Source organism: Flavobacterium sp. B114r, from assembly GCF_056824125.1.
Map to the genome: position 1 here is coordinate 3535198 of NZ_CP124858.1, position 16931 is coordinate 3552128.

Below are 16931 nucleotides of genomic sequence, written 5' to 3' on the forward strand. Positions count from 1 at the left end.
CATGTATATGCAGAAAATCATATTATTTTACCTGTGTAATCTATTTTAGGATATAAATTTACTTATTAATTTAGCTATGCTTAATAAGAAAACCTTCAAAATGATGTAGCCGAAATCCTAAAGTTACATTATCTCTTTTTTGATATTTACTGAATTTCAGTAACAGCAATTATAGCCCCTTAATAAAAATCATTACTTACATTTACTTGCCATGACAACAAATCCAGGTTTAAACACACTGATTGATTTTTTAGATAAACTAAAAAAACAAACTGCCGACGCACACAAAAATCTTGAAAAATTATCAGTTTCAGCTTCCATACTTTCTCCCAATCTGCAAATTGAAGACTATTGCCATTATCTGGCGCTGATGCATGCTGTGCATAAAAGCACCCAGGAACATATTTTCCCATTATTATCAGGTGTTTTTCCTGATTTGGAAGAAAGAAAAAAAACGCAATGGATTGAAAATGATCTTGCTTTTTTGAATTATAAAATTACAGAATCAAATTCGGTTTTTAGATATCACGATATCAGCATTCCGTTTGCAATAGGAATATTATATGTTGTAGAGGGATCCTCTCTGGGCGGAAGGTTTATTCTGAAAAATGTTGAAACCATTCCGGTTTTAAGTAACCAAAGCGGTACTTCTTATTTTGCAGGATATGGTAATAAAACAGGCAGTTATTGGAAACAGTTTTTAAGTGCACTTACAGAGTATCAACAGAAGTATAATTGCGAAGACGAAATTATCGAAGGTGCTGTTTATGCATTCGATTGCATTCACAATCATTTTATGAATACGGTCAAAAATGAAAATTAAAGATATTGTTAATCGTGATTTAGTTACATTGACTAATTGTGAGCACGAACCCATACATATTCCGGGAAGTATTCAGCCACATGGTTTTTTATTGGGCGTAACCTTAGATTGGAAAATTGATTTCTGTACAGCCAATATTTCAGATTTTGTAGCTTTGGTTTTTGATCAGATACTTGGACAAAAATTTGATGCAGTTTTTGGCGTAAAAGCTCAAAAAGAATTGCATGATTATATACATGACAGTAAAGTACCGCTTGTTTTTCCGCTTGAAATAACACTAATAAATGAAAATTTTCAGGTAACGATTCATAAAAGTAATTCCATTTATATTCTGGAGGCTGAACCACAATCTGCAGGAAAAGAACAGCTTGCTAATATATATGCACAAACGATTCAGTTTGTGTCTGATATGAACAATACGCGGACCCTGAAAGATTTATGTGCACTTGTTGCCGAAGGAACACGCGAAATAACCGGTTACGATCGTGTTATGATTTATAGATTTGATGCTGACTATAATGGCGAAATTTTTGCTGAAAGCAGGAGGGAAGATTTAGAACCTTTTTTGGGACTTCATTATCCTCACACAGATATTCCGGTACAGGCGAGAGAATTGTATATGAAAAATCAGCTGCGATTAATAGTTGATATAGGCTATAAACCGGTTCCTGTTTTTACGATTGATGATCAGGAAAATAAAAACCTCGATCTAAGTCTTTCTGTTCTTAGAAGTACATCGCCCATTCATGTCGAATATTTAAAAAATATGGGAGTTGGGGCTACCTTAACCATTTCGCTTATTCATCATAATCGTTTATGGGGGCTGATTGCCTGTCATCATTATTCGCCTAAAAATATCTCTCCTGAGATTAGGCTTGCAGCCAAACTGCAGGGACAGTTTATTACCTCTCAAATCGATTTGCGACAATCTAATGATGAATACGAAATTGCCCGTAAAACCAGCAGGGCACTCGAAAGGTTAACTGCCTTAAATCTTCCGTTATCACATGAATCGTTTAAAATCCTTTGTCAGCATCCGGAATTATTAAAGCTTTGTAACGCTGCCGGAGTTTCGATCTCTATTGGTAAAAAAATGTATAAAAGCGGGCTTACCCCATCAGACGAAAAAATAAAGAGGATTATTTCGGGCATACGTGCTTATGAGTATACCACAACATTCACCACTAATAAACTCAGTGATTTTGTTCCGGATTTAGACGGCTACGAAGATGTTTCGGGCATTATTTATCACTCATTGGGTAATGGAAATACTATTATTTGGTACAAGCCAGAAACTATTGCCGAAATAAGCTGGGCAGGAGATCCTGAGAAAGCCATAATTATCGACAGCAAAGGATTGCATCCTAGAAATTCGTTTCATTTATGGAAACAAATTATAAAAAATCAAAGCAGTATCTGGTTAGATCCCGAAATCAATGCCGCTGCAAGTTATGCACATGCGCTGCACAATCAGATCATAATGCTGTTGCTGAGCGAGGAAGAAGAGAAATACCGAAGTTTGAGTGAAGTATTAAAAGAAACCAATTCAGAGCTTGAAAACATCAACTGGATCAGTACGCACGACTTACAGGAACCTTTACGTAAAATTCAGTTTATCACTTCAAAAGTGTTGTCTGATACCAATGAGATTCCATCTGTAGCAGTTATAGATTCCTTGCAGCGCGTGACTAAATCTGCCAACAGAATGCAAAATTTGTTGATTGATATCCTGAAATACACCCGAATAAAACATACCAAAGAATCTGTTCGAAAGGTTAGCCTGAATTATATTCTGGAAGAAACCCTGCAGGAAATGAAGGAAATAATTATCGAGAATAAAGCAGTTTTTGAATGTGAAAGCCTGCCGGATGTGCATGCGATTCCGTTTTTGATGAAACAGCTGTTTTCTAATATCCTGCACAATTCACTAAAATACGCCTCAATAGACCGATTGCCAGTCATTAAGATAACAAGTTCAAAAGAACCGGAAATAAACGAATACTCCAATAAAGTATATTGCCATTGGGTTACTTTTTCAGACAACGGAATTGGTTTTGAACAAGAATATGCCGAGTCAATTTTTAAAATCTTTTCAAGACTGCATACTCTAGAAAAATACGACGGATCAGGCGTTGGACTGGCACTCTGCAAAAAAATAATGCAGACCTGCAATGGCAATATCCGCGCAGTAGGAAAGCTGAATAAAGGTACAGATATTACAATTTATTTTCCGTGTGATCCTTTAGATTCATTGGGTTGATATAATTTTATACGATTGAAACAAAAGACGATATGCTCGAAGTATATCGTCTTTTTTGTTTTTATGATGGTTTGTAAAAGGGGTATTTATACTTGGTGATTGGTTTTTATTTAGTGGTATACTTGTTTGAAATAAATTTTAGTGGATTATGGATTTCGGTAAAATGGGGAGTTAGTGAATGCTGATATTTGTATGCCTTAGATATAGAAAGAATATTTATTTTTTAAAAGTTATCTTTCATCTTTATTTATTATCTAATAGTCTAGTAAATTACGTACGAAAAATAAGCTCTAAATAAATTAAAAATTAAGATATATATAATTCGATTAAATAGATATGGAAAATAGAAAGTTAGAAGTTTATACCTTTATAGCACATCCTAATAGAAAACCAACCGAAAATTTAATTTTAGAAGATGTTTTTGGTAATGATTTGTATGTGAAATTAAAAAAAGGATTTCCCAATTTTGTTGATACATTTCCTCATTCACAAATAGATGGAAAAACTGCAAAAATTGAAAAAGGATTAATTGATAGCACAAGACGCACATCAAACTTCGGTTACAATTAAATATTCGCCTATTAATGTGGCTCTCATTTTAGAAATGGTTTTAGAGATGTTTCCTTTGGATGAATTTGAATTGATAACAGAAATTAATGAGATTCTTTTTGGTGATGCTAATGTTAATGAATAAATAAAAGTGTTTTTTCCTCATGCTACAAAGTCAGGAGACTTTTTAGCACGAGGAATATATCTAATTATTATATCAAGATTTGTCCTTACTTTTTTATGCACCAATTTTCGTGTGGGTTTCTATACAATACTATTTCAAATTTTCGACATTCCGGACATTCAATACATCTTTCGCCTCCCATATTGATTGCATTGGTATTAAAAGCAATATCTAGGACTGTAAGATTTTCCTTTTCACAATTGGGACATTTTACAATTGAATGTATATCTATTCTAAAACTTTCTGCAGCATCCAGCCATTTCTTTCGTTGTTTCATGTTTAGTTATGTACGTAAGATGATTTATATCAAACGAATAAAGTTTGAAAACGCGATCATTAAAATTCAAGTTTAGAATTTTTAAAGTATTTATAAATCCTTGATACAAGGAACAATAAAAATAAAATACCTAGAATCTTAAAAATTCCGGAGTACAAATAATTTATTGGGGTAAACTTAAAATCTTTAGTGGTTAGAAAAGACTGTTTTCCATCAGGTTTGTACAAAATAGGATAATAATCTTTAATTTTAACTTCGTTTTCTAATCCTAAATACACAGAGGTTTTAATATTCTCAACATAACCATTGGCGTATAAATGCGGACTTCCGTATGAATCTGCACCAATTCGTGTCACTTTCATTTTTCCGGATGTGTAGTTGTTCCTATTGTTGTATATTGAAAAATCAGAAATCACATCGATTGTAAGTGTTATCAAAAAAAAGAAGATCACCAAAGTCACTACGACTAAACTTAATCTAATAGTTATTTCCCGTATTATTTTTTTCTGGTTCTCCATGAATTTTATTTAATTCTAAATCAGATTTACATTTTAAATTAAATCTATTATACGGTTACAATAATAGGAATTTTTAGGTTATAATTTTGTAGTAATTTTTGTGCTGCTTCTTCTGCAAAAACAAATTACTAGCGCAGAAAAGAACGGCATCCTTTTATTTTTTTCTTTAGAAAAATAAAAGATAGAGTCCCAAAGCTTCGGGAGCTGGATAAAGCCTTGATAAAACCCATAAGAATTTTGTATCTTAGTTTGTAGTAACCAAATTTGAATTTTGATCGCGAATTTTTCCTAATCAAAGTTGAAATTGTAAAATAAGATAAAATGCCTTGGAATCCGGAAATATATAATAAGTTCAAAAATATTCGTTATCAGCCTTTTTATGATCTGATTGATTTTATCAAACCAGTAAAAGGTATGAAAGCCATTGATTTAGGTTGTGGCACGGGAGAACAAACAGCAATCCTGGCCGATAAATTCAAAGAAGCTGATTTTCTGGGTGTTGATTCTTCGGCAGAAATGCTGGAGCGATCAAAGGCTTTAGAAACGGATCATTTGAATTTTAGAAAAGCAACTACCGAAGAAACATTAGCCTCTGGCGAAAAATGGGATTTAATTTTTAGTAATGCGGCTTTACAATGGTCAAACGATCATGAAACTTTATTTCCAAGATTATTGGAACACCTTAATTCAAAAGGTCAATTTGCAGTACAAATGCCTGTTCAGCCTGAAAATAAACTCAATAAAATCTTGCTGGATTTGGTAAACGAAGAACCTTTTAAATCCTTCCTGAAAGGTTACAAAAGAGATTCCCCGGTTTTGAGTATCGACGATTATGCGCAAATACTTTTTGATGGCGGATTGGAAGATATTCAGATCCTGCAAAAAGTATATCCTATTATTGCAAACGATCATGAAACGCTTTATAATTTTATAGCAGGTTCGGCTTTGATTCCGTACATAGAACGTGTGGATGGCGAAGAAAAAGAGCTTTTTATTAAAACTTATAAAGAGAGAATTGCGGAGCATTTTCATAAACTTCCGGCGATATATTCGTTCAAGAGACTTTTGCTTTATGGTAGGAAAAGGGTAGCTGTCTAATCTTTGGTTTTTATTTAAACACATAGAGGCATAGCTTTTAGGATTGCTTAAAAAAGACGTTTCAGCTTGAATATTAAGACATAGCTTGGTTTTAGTGCTATGTGTTTAAAAAATTTTCACGCAGATTTTAGAAAGATTTTGGCAGATATGCGCGGATGATTATCAAAAAAAATCTTTGGTTTTATTTAAACACATAGAGACATAGCTTTTAGGATTGCTCAAAAAAGACGTTTCAGCTTGAATATTAAGACATAGCTTGGTTTTAATGCTATGTGTTTAAAAAATTTTCACGCAGATTTTGGAAAGATTTAAGCAGATATGCGCAGATGATTATCTTAAAGTAAATTTGCTATAATCTTATTTTGGTTTGTAAAAAGTAAATGCTTTATCGAATAAAATGCCTTTTAAACTTTTTAGAGGATTAGTGTTTTTCTGGCGTTTCATTAGGCCAATTTTTAGCGTAAGCCATGATAAACTGGGATGTTCATGATGAACATCATGATTACCAATACCAAAACCCATTGGAAACCAATAAGTATTAGTTTTGCGGTCTAATGAAGTTCCCATATGTTCGCACCAGTTTCTTACTACTGAAATAAGATTTAAAAGTAAAAGTGTAAACAAAATAAAATAAAATGGAGGTTGTAAAATAATAAACCAAATTATGCTAAGACCAATAGAGAGTATAAAGTAGATTTTATTAATCTGGAGGGCATTGGTTACTTTCTGTGCATTTTTGTTTTTATTAAAATCAAAGATGAGATAAGAAGAATATAAGACAGGAATAGATTCCATAAGAATGTATAAGTATCTGTTTTTATGGTATAAATTTTTTAATATAGGAGAAGCAAGCGGATCTAATTCTGTATTTGTATAGCCATGATGTATTAAATGATATTTTCTGTAATGCTCGCCATAGAATGGTATAAAGATTAAAGCAGCACTTACATTTACAATAAGACGGTCGTATTTTGTTTTTGTAATTGCTTTGTGCGAGCCATCATGAACTGTAACTATTAAGAAGGAGTGTGCGCAAAAACCTGCAGGAATAAAGGCCCAATAAAAGCCTTGCTGAAACAAATGCATGCAATAACCAATGCCAAGTAATAAAATTGATGCACAGAAGATTGTCGTGAATGGTATTAAGAAAGTTTTTTTTCTAAGCTTTTTTTCAATAGAAATTTCATTTATCGGTTGTGTGTTGTTCCTCATAATTAGTAAACTATTGCAATTGTTTCTGTAATTCTGTCCGCTTTTTTTAATTGACAGATTTGAAAATTATGCGCAAACGTAGTGAAAGTTAAAGAAGGAAACATCCTCCTAAAATTTAAAAATGAAAAAATAAGACATTTTTTATAATTACAATTTTAAATTAAACATATAGAGTATAATTTTAGAGCACTTAACAAAGGTGTTTTTGATTTTTTTGAGATTGTCTTAAATTGGAGATTATAATCTATGTTTCTATGTGTTTAAAAAATTTTTACGCAGATTTTAGAAAGATTTAAGCAGCTATGTACAGATTATTTGCTAAAAATAATCTTTGGCTATTATTTAAACAAATAGAGACATAGCTTTTAGGATTGCTTAAAAAAGACGTTTCACTTTGAATATTACCACATAGCTTGGTTTTAATGCTATGTGTTTGAAAATATTTCACGCAGATTTCAGAAAGATTTAGGCAGATATGCGCGGATTCTTGTCTAAAAAAATCTGCTAAATCTGCATGATCTGCGAGAGAAAAAAAATCTAATCTTTGGTTTTATTTAAACACATAGAGACATAGCTTTTAGGATTGCTCAAAAAAGGACGTTTCACTTTGAATAGTAACATATAGCTTGGTTTTAATGCTATGTGCGGAAATCTGGATTTTTTAAAACTTCCTTAAATTAGAGAGATTGTAATCTATGTTTCTATGTGTGTAAAAATATTTCACGCAGATTTTGGAAAGATTTAGGCAGATATGTGCGGATGATTATCTTCTGCGAGAGAAAAAAATCTAATCTTTGGTTTTATTTAAACACATAGAGACATAGCTTTTGGGATTGTTCAAAAAAGACGTTTCACTTTGAATATTAGCACATAGATTGGTTTTAATGCTATGTGCGGAAATCTGGATTTTTTAAAACTTCCTTAAATTAGAGATTGTAATCTATACTTCTATGTGTTGAAAAAAAAATTTACGCAGATTTTAGAAAGATTTAAGCAGATATGGGCAGATTATTATCTAAAAAATAAATCTGCTATAATGTTAAGATTACATGAAAAATTATTTTAATCAGTGGTTTTGATAAATCTATTTCTGCAGTATAGTCGATGGTGTAATTCCATATTTTTTCTTGAATGCAAACGAAAAATGAGAGAGATCCTCGAAACCAAGATCGAGATAAATATCCGATGGTTTTTTTCCTTTTTTCTCCAATAAAAAATAGCCTTCCTGAAGTCTTCTTTGTATGAGCCAGTGACTTGGCGTATCTGAAAAAATGACTGCAAAATCTCGTTTGAAAGCTGAAATACTTCTTCCTGTAAGATAGGCGAAACGCTCTATACTGATATTAAATTTATAATTGCGATTCATATAGGCTTCTAAATCGATCTTTTCAGGCGGTGCAAAATCAAAGAGAATATCTATTAGTTTTGAGTTTTCTTTGAGAAGAATCAAAAGCAGTTCCTCGCGTTTAATGTTAGAAAACGTATCATCGATCTCGCCGCCATCATTATAATATGGCATCAACGAAAGAACGAAATTAGGCACTAAATCACTTTTCTTTATTTGCACAAATGATGCCTCACTGGCATAATTTTGTGCAGTAATTTTGTGTTTTGCAGCAAATTTTTTAAGGAATTCAGTATCAAGAATTACAACGACTTTTTCAAATTCACCGTCTTGCTTTTGCTTGTTGTATCGTGCCAGGTGATTTTTGCGAACCAGACAATATTCACCTGCTTTAAGATGGTATTTGTTCACGCTGTCATAACCTTCTATTGTGCCTTTTGCGAGGTACAAAAAGAAATGTTCCACAATAAATTGTTCCGGTGATATTTCGGGACCAATGTAGCAGCTTTTAATATCGGTATATCTCATGGTATTATGCGTAATTGTTCCGTTTATTTATTGGGAGCGGCAGGATTTTCTTTCCACCATTGCTTAAAAACTTTGTGTTGATCAAAAATAACAATTTCTCCCATAACAGGTGTAATCAAAGGAATTTGATATTTTGCATTCAATCGGGTAAGTTCGTTCAATGGTTCATTCCAGGTATGTTTGGCGAGGGCAAATTTAGAATTATGTACAGGAACCATACTTTTGGCTTTCAGATCACGTGCTGCCTGCAAAGTTTCTTCAGGCAGCATATGAATATAATGCCAGGCTTTATCATATTGCCCGTTCTCCATAATTGCAACATCAATAGGACCAAATTGCTTCCCAATTTCTGCAAAATGCGTGTCGTAACCGCCATCGCCGCTATAATAAACCTTTAGCGTAGGCGAACTAATTAAGAAAGACGCCCATAACGATTGGTTTTGTTTTAAGCCACGTCCGGATTTATGTCTTGCCGGTAAAGTATAAATGGTAAAGTTATTTTCAACTACCACGTCATCGTTCCAGTCTTGCTCAATAATTTTTTCTTTTGGATATCCCCAACGTTCAAAATGGGCTCCAACTCCCAAACCACAAATCACAGTTTTTACTTTGTTCTTAAGTGCCAAAATTGTTTCGTAATCCAGGTGATCATAATGATCGTGCGAAATGAGTAAATAATCTATTTCAGGTAAATCCTGTACGTGATAGGTATTAGTTCCGTCAAAAACTTTTACAGTATTGGGTAAAGGAGAAGCATTGTCGCTGAAAATGGGATCTATTAAAATTTTCTTTCCGTCTATTTGCAATAAACAGGACGAATGCCCAAACCAAACCAATAAATTTTGATCTGAAGGTAAATGCTTTAGATCTGTTTTTACAGAAGGAATTCGGTTCGACGGTTCAGTAGGAACGGTTTTATCAAAAAACTGTTTTTTTATTTCGCCCCAAAAACTATAACCCGGAGCCAGTGTTGGTGTATAAAGTGTATTCTGAAATTCTCCATCTTTATAATGTGGCGATTTCTGAATTTGCACCATGTTTTTTCCTGACGGCAAACTGCCAAAAGTCGCCTTTTGCATATAAAGCCATGTACAAATACCAAGAACCAGTAGGATTGCAAGAAAGATGATTGTGATTCGTGTGATAATTTTCAGGATTCGCTTTTTCATTTTAAGTTGGCTGCTTTTTTAATATCAATGGCTTCTAGGATATTTTTAGAATACCCAATTTGTGTTACCGAAATCATTGCGCAACCAATTTCTCTGGTGGTGCAACCAGTAAAAAACAAGCCCATAATAGGGTAGAGCAACGTAATGTATTTATTGAATCCTTTTAAGTGAACTTGTGTTTGATCAGGTTTCATTAATCCCGGACGAAAATTGTATTGCGCCTTAAAAGGTAAGGCTTTCAATGCATTTTCGGTTTTTCCTTTTACGCGCGCCCACATTACTTTTCCGTTCTCAGAACTATCTGTATGCAATCCTGAAATAAAATTGAAGGTAAGATTTGGGTTTTGTGCTAAAAGTATTTTGGCAAAATGCAAGGTTGTATCATACGTAATATGCGTGTATTGCGCTTCATCCATGCCAACGCTGGTGATTCCGGCGCAATAAAAACAAGCATCGTAGCCAGTAAGTGTAAGATTATCTGATTTTAGTGAAAGAAAATCTGAAATTAGATATTCCGTCAATTTAGGATGCGATTTTCCGCTTGGTTTTCTTCCTATATACAAAATTTGTTCTACCTGACTATTATCCAGACATTCGATTAAAACTCCTTCGCCAACCATTCCGGTAGCACCTGTTACAATTACTTTCATATTTATATTTTAAGAGATTTCCATTTGATTAGACTAATTACGGTTGCCATAATCGCTTCTTCGTTAGTGCGGGGTTTCCAGCCTAATATGGTTTTGGCTTTTTGGTTGCTGGCTTTGCGATAAATACCAACCAATGGCAAGATGGCTTTTGCCTTATCGTTAAACAATGCTGTTAAGCGTATTATAAAGGTAGGCAAAGATTTTGTAGCTGCTTTTCTGGCTGCGTATGGCATTTTTACTTTTATAAGTTTAACAATTTCCAGTAATGACATTGTACCTCCGCCTAAAGCAAGAAAACGTTGTCCTTTGGCTTCGGGGTTTTCCATTGCGAGAATGTGTAATTCGGCAACATCCCTTACGTCGACGATTCCTAAACTAATATCAGGAATTGCTTTCATAGAACCGTCTAATAGTTTTTTTAGCATTTCGAAACCGCTTGATAAGTCCGCACTTAGCGCAGGACCAAAGATTCCCATTGGGTTAATGACCGAAAGTTCTAATGTTCCTCCTTGATTATTCATAAATTCCCAGGCGGCTTTTTCAGCAAGAACCTTGGATTTATTATATGTCGAAAGTCCCTTTTCGTCTGGATTTGTCCAACTTTCCTCCGTGATAAGGGTATTTTTGTCTTTATGACTGTATCCAACAGCACCAAAGTTCGAAGTCATTACCACACGTTTTACACCGGCTTCTCGTGCTGCTTTCAAGACTCGTAAAGTTCCGTCTACAGCGGGACGAATCATTTCATCTTCGTTTTTGGGTAATCTTAAAAATATAGGCGAGGCGATGTGCAATACATAGTCGCAATCAATCATAGCTTCATTCCAATTTTTATCAGAGGTAAGATCAGCTTCGATGAAATCTAATTTACTAAAGTCTGTAAGACCGCCATTTCTAAGCATTTCAAAAATCTTGTTCCGGCTTTTGAACGAACGAATGGTTGTTCTGACTTCATAACCACGATTTAATAATTGTAAAATACTATGTATGGCCAGAAAACCTGTTCCGCCAGTTACTAGTACTTTTTGATCTGTATGTATCATTGATTGCATTTTTACAGTACAAAGATCTAAAGAAAGGGCAGAAGTAACTTTGTTGAAAAGCCCAAAGTTGCTTTGTTGAGAGGTTCAGGAAAAATGAGATAATTTGGAAATGAGGTATGGCACGCTGATGAAACTGATTCGCTAATGCGAAAACACGGATTTTACGGATTTTTTATAATACATTTTGTTATTTGCGCATGTCAGATTGAGCGAAGTCGAAGTCCCGTAATGTGAGTATTCGTAATTATTGTTTTGATTGCTGTAAATATAGCGAACGGTTTCAACCGTTTGGTGTAATACAGGATTACAATATATACACAAGATACGATGCCAATATTTTATGATAATCTGAATCCCGGAGTTTAAACCTTTGTCAAAGTTGAAAACTTTGACAAAGGTTAGAAACCTGAAACCTGAAACCTGAAACCTGAAACCTGAAACCTGAAACCTGAAACCTGAAACCTGAAACCTGAAACCTGAAACCTGAAACCTGAAACCTGAAACCTGAAACCTGAAACCTGAAACCTGAAACCTGAAACCTGAAACCTGAAACCTGAAACCTGAAACCTGAAACCTGAAACCTGAAACCTGAAACCTGAAACCTGAAACCTGAAACCTGAAACCTGAAACCTCAATGTCTTTCTTACCAAAAAAATCCTTTAAGTAATACAATTCTTAATCACTTGTTTTAGTGTTATTTCGACATTTATTTTAATGAAATTTTCTAGAAAAAATTGCCTAGTTGCAGTTGATAGATAAGAAAAAATATTGTTCATTTGCGTCATAATTTAGAATTGGTTTAAATAACAATAACATGGCTACAAAAACAGCATCAACTTCCTGTGTAATAATAATTTCAGGTAAAAAGATACAAAATTTTATTTTCGTCTTAATGATGTTTTTACTGGAGGGCGGAGGGTTTCTTCAGGCTCAAACGGAATCAAACGGGCAAATAAGGGGTACAATTATAACTAATGACGGAAATGCAAGTCAGGGTGTTATCGTAAAATTAATTGAAATTAATAAGAGTGCTGTAACTAATGCATCGGGTAATTTTGAGTTTAAAAAAGTGCCTTTTGGAACCTATACTTTAGAAGTTACAATGTCAGGTTATGCTTCTTCTACAGAAACGGCTCAGATTACAGAACAAGCGCCATCTGCGACAGTAGATATCAGGGTAAATTCGTCTGTACAGAATCTTGAAGATGTTGTAATTCGTACAGGAGGAAATCGTTTTGCGAAAAAAGAGAGTATGGATGTGGCGAAAATGCCTTTAAAAAACATCGAAAATTCACAGGTTTACATTATCGTAAGCAAGGAATTAATGAAGGAACAAGTAATAACGGATTATAATAGTGCGTTTAAAAATGTTCCCGGAGCAGGTATTGCCGAGGTAAGAAATCAAGGTCGTACAACTTCTATCTCAAGAGGTTTTGCTACGCCGCAATTGGTTAGAAATGGTGTTGGTAGTTTTACTTATACAACAGTTGACCCTTCAAATTTAGAACGTATCGAGGTTATTAAAGGGCCATCGGCTACACTTTTTGGAAGTACATTATCATCTTTTGGCGGATTGTTTAATCGTGTTACCAAAAAACCTTTTGACAGTTTTAAAGGCGAAATATCCTATTCAGCAGCAAGTTGGGACCTTAATCGATTAACAGCTGATATCAATACACCAATAAATGAAGATAAAACGGCTTTGTTGAGAATTAATACGGCTTTTCATAGCGAAAGAAGTTTTCAGGATGCGGGATTTAATAGAAATTTTTCTTTTGCTCCAAGTTTTTCTTATGAAATAAATGATCGTTTAACGCTTTTGATCGATGCCGAATTTAGTACGTATAAGGCAACTTCTCCAACAAGACTTTTGCCATTTGCTGTAAAAAATACAGTAAGCAGTATCGAAGCACTTGATATTCCGTACAAATTATCTTTTGCGAATAATACTATCAATTATACAAGCCAACAGTATAATGTTTTTGTACAGTTAAAGTATAAAATGTCTGACGAATGGACGTCTCAAACTATCTTGTCCAGAACAAGATCATCATCTGATGGTTATGTGGTGTTATTACAAATGATGTCTCCAACTACATTGAGACAACAAGTTACGTATCAGGAATCTCCTTTTTACGGAACTGATATTCAGCAGAATTTTATTGGTGTTTTTAAAATAGGACAATTGAAAAATAGAGTTGTAGCCGGCTTAGATTTTTATAGTCTGCGTGCCACACGTAACGATGCTATTGTAAATATGCCCGCAATGGATTATAAAAAACCAGGTGACGCTTATAACAACTTTAACCTGGATAAAGTGGCTCCGCTGTTTCTTGATCCTAAGATAAAATTCAACAATTTTGTATCTAATAATGAAAACACCTATAGCGCATATGTTTCTGATGTTTTGAATGTTACGGACCAATTGTTGGTTATGGGAGGTATTCGTATGGATCGTTACGAAAATAAAGGAACGTATTATCCTAGTAAAGATTCTATTGCCGGAAACTACAATCAAACAGCATTTTCGCCAAAAGTAGGATTGGTATATCAAATTGTAAAGGATAAAGTTTCTGTTTTTGGTAATTATATGAATGGTTTCAGCAATGTTTCAGGTTCTGATTTTAACGGAAATACGTTCAAACCAAACCAGGCAAATCAATATGAAGGAGGTTTTAAATTTGATTTGAATAAAATATCAGCAACACTTAGTTATTATGATATTCAGGTTACAAATATCACGCGTGATGATCCTGATCATGCTAATTTTTCTATTCAGGACGGAACTCAGGTAAGTAAAGGTTTTGAAGCTGAGTTGATTGCGAATCCTATTTCAGGATTAAATATTGTGGCGGGTTATACTTATAATGACAGTAAATATGAAAAAAGTAATGCCAGTGTTCAGGGTTTGCGGCCAACAACGGCAGGATCACCAAGAACGGCAAATTTATGGGCGAGTTATAGGATCGTAAATGGTCCTGCGCAAGGTCTGGGATTTGGTTTTGGAGGTATTTATGGCAGCGAATATTACCAGACGAATACGACAAGTTTCAAATTTTCTATTCCGTCCTATACGGTTTTAGATGCTTCACTTTTTTATGATCAGCCCAAATACAGATTGGGTCTTAAAGTAGATAATTTGACAAATGAAAAATACTGGTCGTACAGGCTTGCGGCTCAAAACCCAACTCGTGTTACGGCAAATGTTACTTTTAAATTTTAAATTTTTAAGAGTTTTAAAATAATAAAAAGGGGAATATTTCAAAAATGAAATATTCCCCTTTTCTATTTTGAATTTAATATTTTACAGAGATGCGATTTTTTTTATATAGTTTAATTACTTAGTAAAGAATTACTTAAATGTAATATTGCATTTCGACGCAGGAGAAATCTCCGCGAGAAGCTCGACAATAATTTTGGTTATTATTGCGAAGAATGTATTAAAATCCACCCCTGTAATATGTTTTGTTTCTCCGGAACTCTTTCTAAAATTCCGGAGGAATGGGTTATTTTGCAGCAACCGATTTATTCGCCATAACATTATGGATTTTTCTTTTTTTCAATTAATCCAAAAAATCTTATTGAAGTTTTGTAATCTCCGCCCATAATCGTGTAAGATTTCTGATTCGTTCTTGAATTAATTTTAATCCTCTGTAAAAGAATTTATTAGAACAACAATTCAAACTATAATCATTATGATACATAAAATAGAAACTGCGAATAATTTAATTGCTTTTAGAGCACTTGGTCAGGTTACAACAGCTGATTTTAAACGTGTTGTACTATCTGAAATTGAGGGATTATCGAAACAATCCAATGAAATTAATTTTTTGTTTGCGTTGGATACAGATAATCAGAATTTTACTGAAAGTTCGTGGTTGAATGATGCTGTGCTTGGATTAAAACAATTTCAAAACTGGAATAGGGTGGCGATTGTTTCTGATTCTGAAGAAATGAATTTTAGCGACGGATTTACTTTTAATACTACCGGAGAATTTCGTGGTTTTAAAAAGCTAGCGTTTAATAAAGCCCTGAAATGGGTTGGGGGAAGTTCAAATTTATAAATTATTGAGTTATGAGAGCAATATGGACAGGATCAATTAGTTTTGGGTTAATTAATATTCCCATCAGAATATTTTCTGCCGTGCAGGAAAGCAGTATCGATATGGATATGCTGGATGAAAAGGATCATGCAAACATCAAGTTTAAAAGGGTAAACGAAAATACGGGAAAAGAGGTTGCGTATGCCAATATCGTGAAGGGATATAAAATTGATGATCAATATGTAATTCTGGAAGATGCTGATTTTGAAGCCGCAGATGCGGAGAAAACCAAAACGATTGACATTCAGAGTTTTGCTTTCGAGAAAGAAATAAACAGCATTTATTATGAGCAGCCTTATTATCTGGAACCTGATAAAGGGGTGATGAATGCTTATGCTTTGCTTCGTGATGCACTTGAAGCATCTGGAAAAGTAGGAGTAACGAGTTTTGTTTTGCGAAATAAAGAAAGTCTGGCGATTTTAAAACCGTATAAAAATGTTATTCTTTTAAACCGAATACGTTTTGAGCAGGAAATCAGGGATACTTCAGAATTGAAACTTCCGCCGGCTTCTAAAAAAGCGACAAAAGAAATGGATATGGCTGAAAAATTAATCGATCAGCTGACTGAAAAATTCGATATCAGCGCTTATAAAGATGAATATACGGCTAAGCTTTTGGAGATTATTAAAAATAAAGCCAAAGGCAAAAAACAAGCGGCGCCAAAATTAAAAGTCGTTCACAAACAAAGCGACGATTTAATGGCAATGTTAAAAGCAAGTCTGGATAAGAAGAAATCTTCTTAATCCGGACTTTTGTTGTGTGCCCAGCATGGGCGATAACTCTAGGGTGTAAGTCCCGAACACGCCTTTACAGTGGGAAGTGTTAGCTGAATGCAAGGGTGTCCATCGCGAGGTGGAATCTGAAGGAAGCAGTAGGCAAACTCTTGACCTGACGAACAGAAACTATATAAAAGGCCAAAGATGTTGGATAAGGTTGCAACACAAACTGAAGTCCAAAACTGTACGGAAACATCATGGTAAATATAGCAGGTATATGAGAGGAAAGTTGTCGTTCTTACCTGGGGAGGTCTTATAGACATAGGGGGAGTTTTTTTTTTAAGAAAAGCACTTATGGATAACAATTGCTATAAGAAGTCAGCAGAGGTCATAGTAGGTACTGTAAATGAGTACCGAAGGACTGAACTTAATTAAGTGAGTAGTAAATGAATGTTA

General features: G+C 34.1%; 15 protein-coding genes. 7 read left to right on the forward strand and 8 right to left on the reverse strand.

The features are described from left to right. Window positions 1-211: 211 nt before the first annotated feature. From QLQ94_RS15130 to QLQ94_RS15140, 3 genes are all read left to right on the forward strand, one after another. Entirely contained in the window at window positions 212-823 is a 612-nt protein-coding gene (locus QLQ94_RS15130) for a biliverdin-producing heme oxygenase (protein WP_427403132.1), read from the forward strand. Continuing rightward, window positions 813-3083 carry an ATP-binding protein gene (locus QLQ94_RS15135; RefSeq protein ID WP_271338736.1) on the forward strand — a complete coding sequence of 757 codons (2271 nt, stop codon included), beginning with the start codon at window positions 813-815 and terminating at the stop codon, window positions 3081-3083. The genes QLQ94_RS15130 and QLQ94_RS15135 overlap by 11 nt, the downstream gene beginning before the upstream one ends. 336 nt (window positions 3084-3419) lie before the next feature. Continuing rightward, window positions 3420-3653 (forward strand): hypothetical protein, encoded by a 234-nt coding sequence (locus QLQ94_RS15140; protein ID WP_482497638.1) that lies wholly within the window; start codon window positions 3420-3422, stop codon window positions 3651-3653. A gap of 209 nt (window positions 3654-3862) precedes the next feature. Here the strand turns inward: QLQ94_RS15140 and QLQ94_RS15145 are convergent, their stop codons facing one another. Next, window positions 3863-4093 (reverse strand): hypothetical protein, encoded by a 231-nt coding sequence (locus QLQ94_RS15145; protein WP_271338716.1) that lies wholly within the window; start codon window positions 4091-4093, stop codon window positions 3863-3865. Window positions 4094-4152: 59 nt separating this feature from the next. Further along, window positions 4153-4611 (reverse strand): hypothetical protein, encoded by a 459-nt coding sequence (locus tag QLQ94_RS15150; RefSeq protein WP_271338715.1) that lies wholly within the window; start codon window positions 4609-4611, stop codon window positions 4153-4155. Window positions 4612-4932: 321 nt separating this feature from the next. On the opposite strand from QLQ94_RS15150, the gene QLQ94_RS15155 reads away from it, so the two are divergent. After that, on the forward strand, window positions 4933-5709 hold the full coding sequence (locus tag QLQ94_RS15155; RefSeq protein WP_271338714.1) for a methyltransferase domain-containing protein: 777 nt from the start codon (window positions 4933-4935) through the stop codon (window positions 5707-5709). 357 nt (window positions 5710-6066) lie between these two features. Here the strand turns inward: QLQ94_RS15155 and QLQ94_RS15160 are convergent, their stop codons facing one another. The 6 genes from QLQ94_RS15160 to QLQ94_RS15185 form a co-directional block, all read right to left on the reverse strand. After that, window positions 6067-6921 carry a fatty acid desaturase gene (locus QLQ94_RS15160; RefSeq protein WP_271338713.1) on the reverse strand — a complete coding sequence of 285 codons (855 nt, stop codon included), beginning with the start codon at window positions 6919-6921 and terminating at the stop codon, window positions 6067-6069. A gap of 1084 nt (window positions 6922-8005) precedes the next feature. Then, window positions 8006-8794 (reverse strand): helix-turn-helix domain-containing protein, encoded by a 789-nt coding sequence (locus QLQ94_RS15165; RefSeq protein ID WP_271338712.1) that lies wholly within the window; start codon window positions 8792-8794, stop codon window positions 8006-8008. A gap of 23 nt (window positions 8795-8817) precedes the next feature. Next, complete coding sequence (locus QLQ94_RS15170) at window positions 8818-9963, reverse strand: MBL fold metallo-hydrolase (RefSeq protein ID WP_271338711.1); 1146 nt, start codon at window positions 9961-9963, stop codon at window positions 8818-8820. Next, complete coding sequence (locus tag QLQ94_RS15175) at window positions 9960-10613, reverse strand: Rossmann-fold NAD(P)-binding domain-containing protein (protein WP_271338710.1); 654 nt, start codon at window positions 10611-10613, stop codon at window positions 9960-9962. The genes QLQ94_RS15170 and QLQ94_RS15175 overlap by 4 nt, the downstream gene beginning before the upstream one ends. 2 nt (window positions 10614-10615) lie before the next feature. Next, the gene (locus QLQ94_RS15180; RefSeq protein WP_271338709.1) at window positions 10616-11656 is read right to left on the reverse strand and encodes an SDR family oxidoreductase; all 1041 of its coding nucleotides are present in this window, start codon (window positions 11654-11656) and stop codon (window positions 10616-10618) included. 141 nt (window positions 11657-11797) lie between these two features. Continuing rightward, window positions 11798-12328: a hypothetical protein gene (locus QLQ94_RS15185; protein WP_482497642.1), complete on the reverse strand. Its 531-nt coding sequence runs from the start codon at window positions 12326-12328 to the stop codon at window positions 11798-11800. Between the two features lie 142 nt (window positions 12329-12470). On the opposite strand from QLQ94_RS15185, the gene QLQ94_RS15190 reads away from it, so the two are divergent. From QLQ94_RS15190 to ku, 3 genes are all read left to right on the forward strand, one after another. Next, window positions 12471-14879, forward strand: coding sequence for a TonB-dependent siderophore receptor (locus QLQ94_RS15190; protein ID WP_482497643.1), 2409 nt, complete (start codon window positions 12471-12473; stop codon window positions 14877-14879). Window positions 14880-15351: 472 nt separating this feature from the next. Next, window positions 15352-15720 carry a SpoIIAA family protein gene (locus tag QLQ94_RS15195; protein ID WP_271336055.1) on the forward strand — a complete coding sequence of 123 codons (369 nt, stop codon included), beginning with the start codon at window positions 15352-15354 and terminating at the stop codon, window positions 15718-15720. An 11-nt stretch (window positions 15721-15731) separates the two neighbouring features. Further along, window positions 15732-16502: a non-homologous end joining protein Ku gene (gene ku, locus QLQ94_RS15200; protein ID WP_482497645.1), complete on the forward strand. Its 771-nt coding sequence runs from the start codon at window positions 15732-15734 to the stop codon at window positions 16500-16502. The last annotated feature ends 429 nt before the right edge of the window (window positions 16503-16931 follow it).

Excerpts from the sequence above, each read along its gene's own strand:
- QLQ94_RS15130 (WP_427403132.1), top strand. The coding sequence starts at position 212 with ATGACAACAAATCCAGGTTTAAACACACTGATTGATTTTTTAGATAAA.
- QLQ94_RS15135 (WP_271338736.1), top strand. The coding sequence starts at position 813 with ATGAAAATTAAAGATATTGTTAATCGTGATTTAGTTACATTGACTAAT.
- QLQ94_RS15140 (WP_482497638.1), top strand. The coding sequence starts at position 3,420 with ATGGAAAATAGAAAGTTAGAAGTTTATACCTTTATAGCACATCCTAAT.
- QLQ94_RS15145 (WP_271338716.1), bottom strand. The coding sequence starts at position 4,093 with ATGAAACAACGAAAGAAATGGCTGGATGCTGCAGAAAGTTTTAGAATA.
- QLQ94_RS15150 (WP_271338715.1), bottom strand. The coding sequence starts at position 4,611 with ATGGAGAACCAGAAAAAAATAATACGGGAAATAACTATTAGATTAAGT.
- QLQ94_RS15155 (WP_271338714.1), top strand. The coding sequence starts at position 4,933 with ATGCCTTGGAATCCGGAAATATATAATAAGTTCAAAAATATTCGTTAT.
- QLQ94_RS15160 (WP_271338713.1), bottom strand. The coding sequence starts at position 6,921 with ATGAGGAACAACACACAACCGATAAATGAAATTTCTATTGAAAAAAAG.
- QLQ94_RS15165 (WP_271338712.1), bottom strand. The coding sequence starts at position 8,794 with ATGAGATATACCGATATTAAAAGCTGCTACATTGGTCCCGAAATATCA.
- QLQ94_RS15170 (WP_271338711.1), bottom strand. The coding sequence starts at position 9,963 with ATGAAAAAGCGAATCCTGAAAATTATCACACGAATCACAATCATCTTT.
- QLQ94_RS15175 (WP_271338710.1), bottom strand. The coding sequence starts at position 10,613 with ATGAAAGTAATTGTAACAGGTGCTACCGGAATGGTTGGCGAAGGAGTT.
- QLQ94_RS15180 (WP_271338709.1), bottom strand. The coding sequence starts at position 11,656 with ATGATACATACAGATCAAAAAGTACTAGTAACTGGCGGAACAGGTTTT.
- QLQ94_RS15190 (WP_482497643.1), top strand. The coding sequence starts at position 12,471 with ATGGCTACAAAAACAGCATCAACTTCCTGTGTAATAATAATTTCAGGT.
- QLQ94_RS15195 (WP_271336055.1), top strand. The coding sequence starts at position 15,352 with ATGATACATAAAATAGAAACTGCGAATAATTTAATTGCTTTTAGAGCA.
- ku (WP_482497645.1), top strand. The coding sequence starts at position 15,732 with ATGAGAGCAATATGGACAGGATCAATTAGTTTTGGGTTAATTAATATT.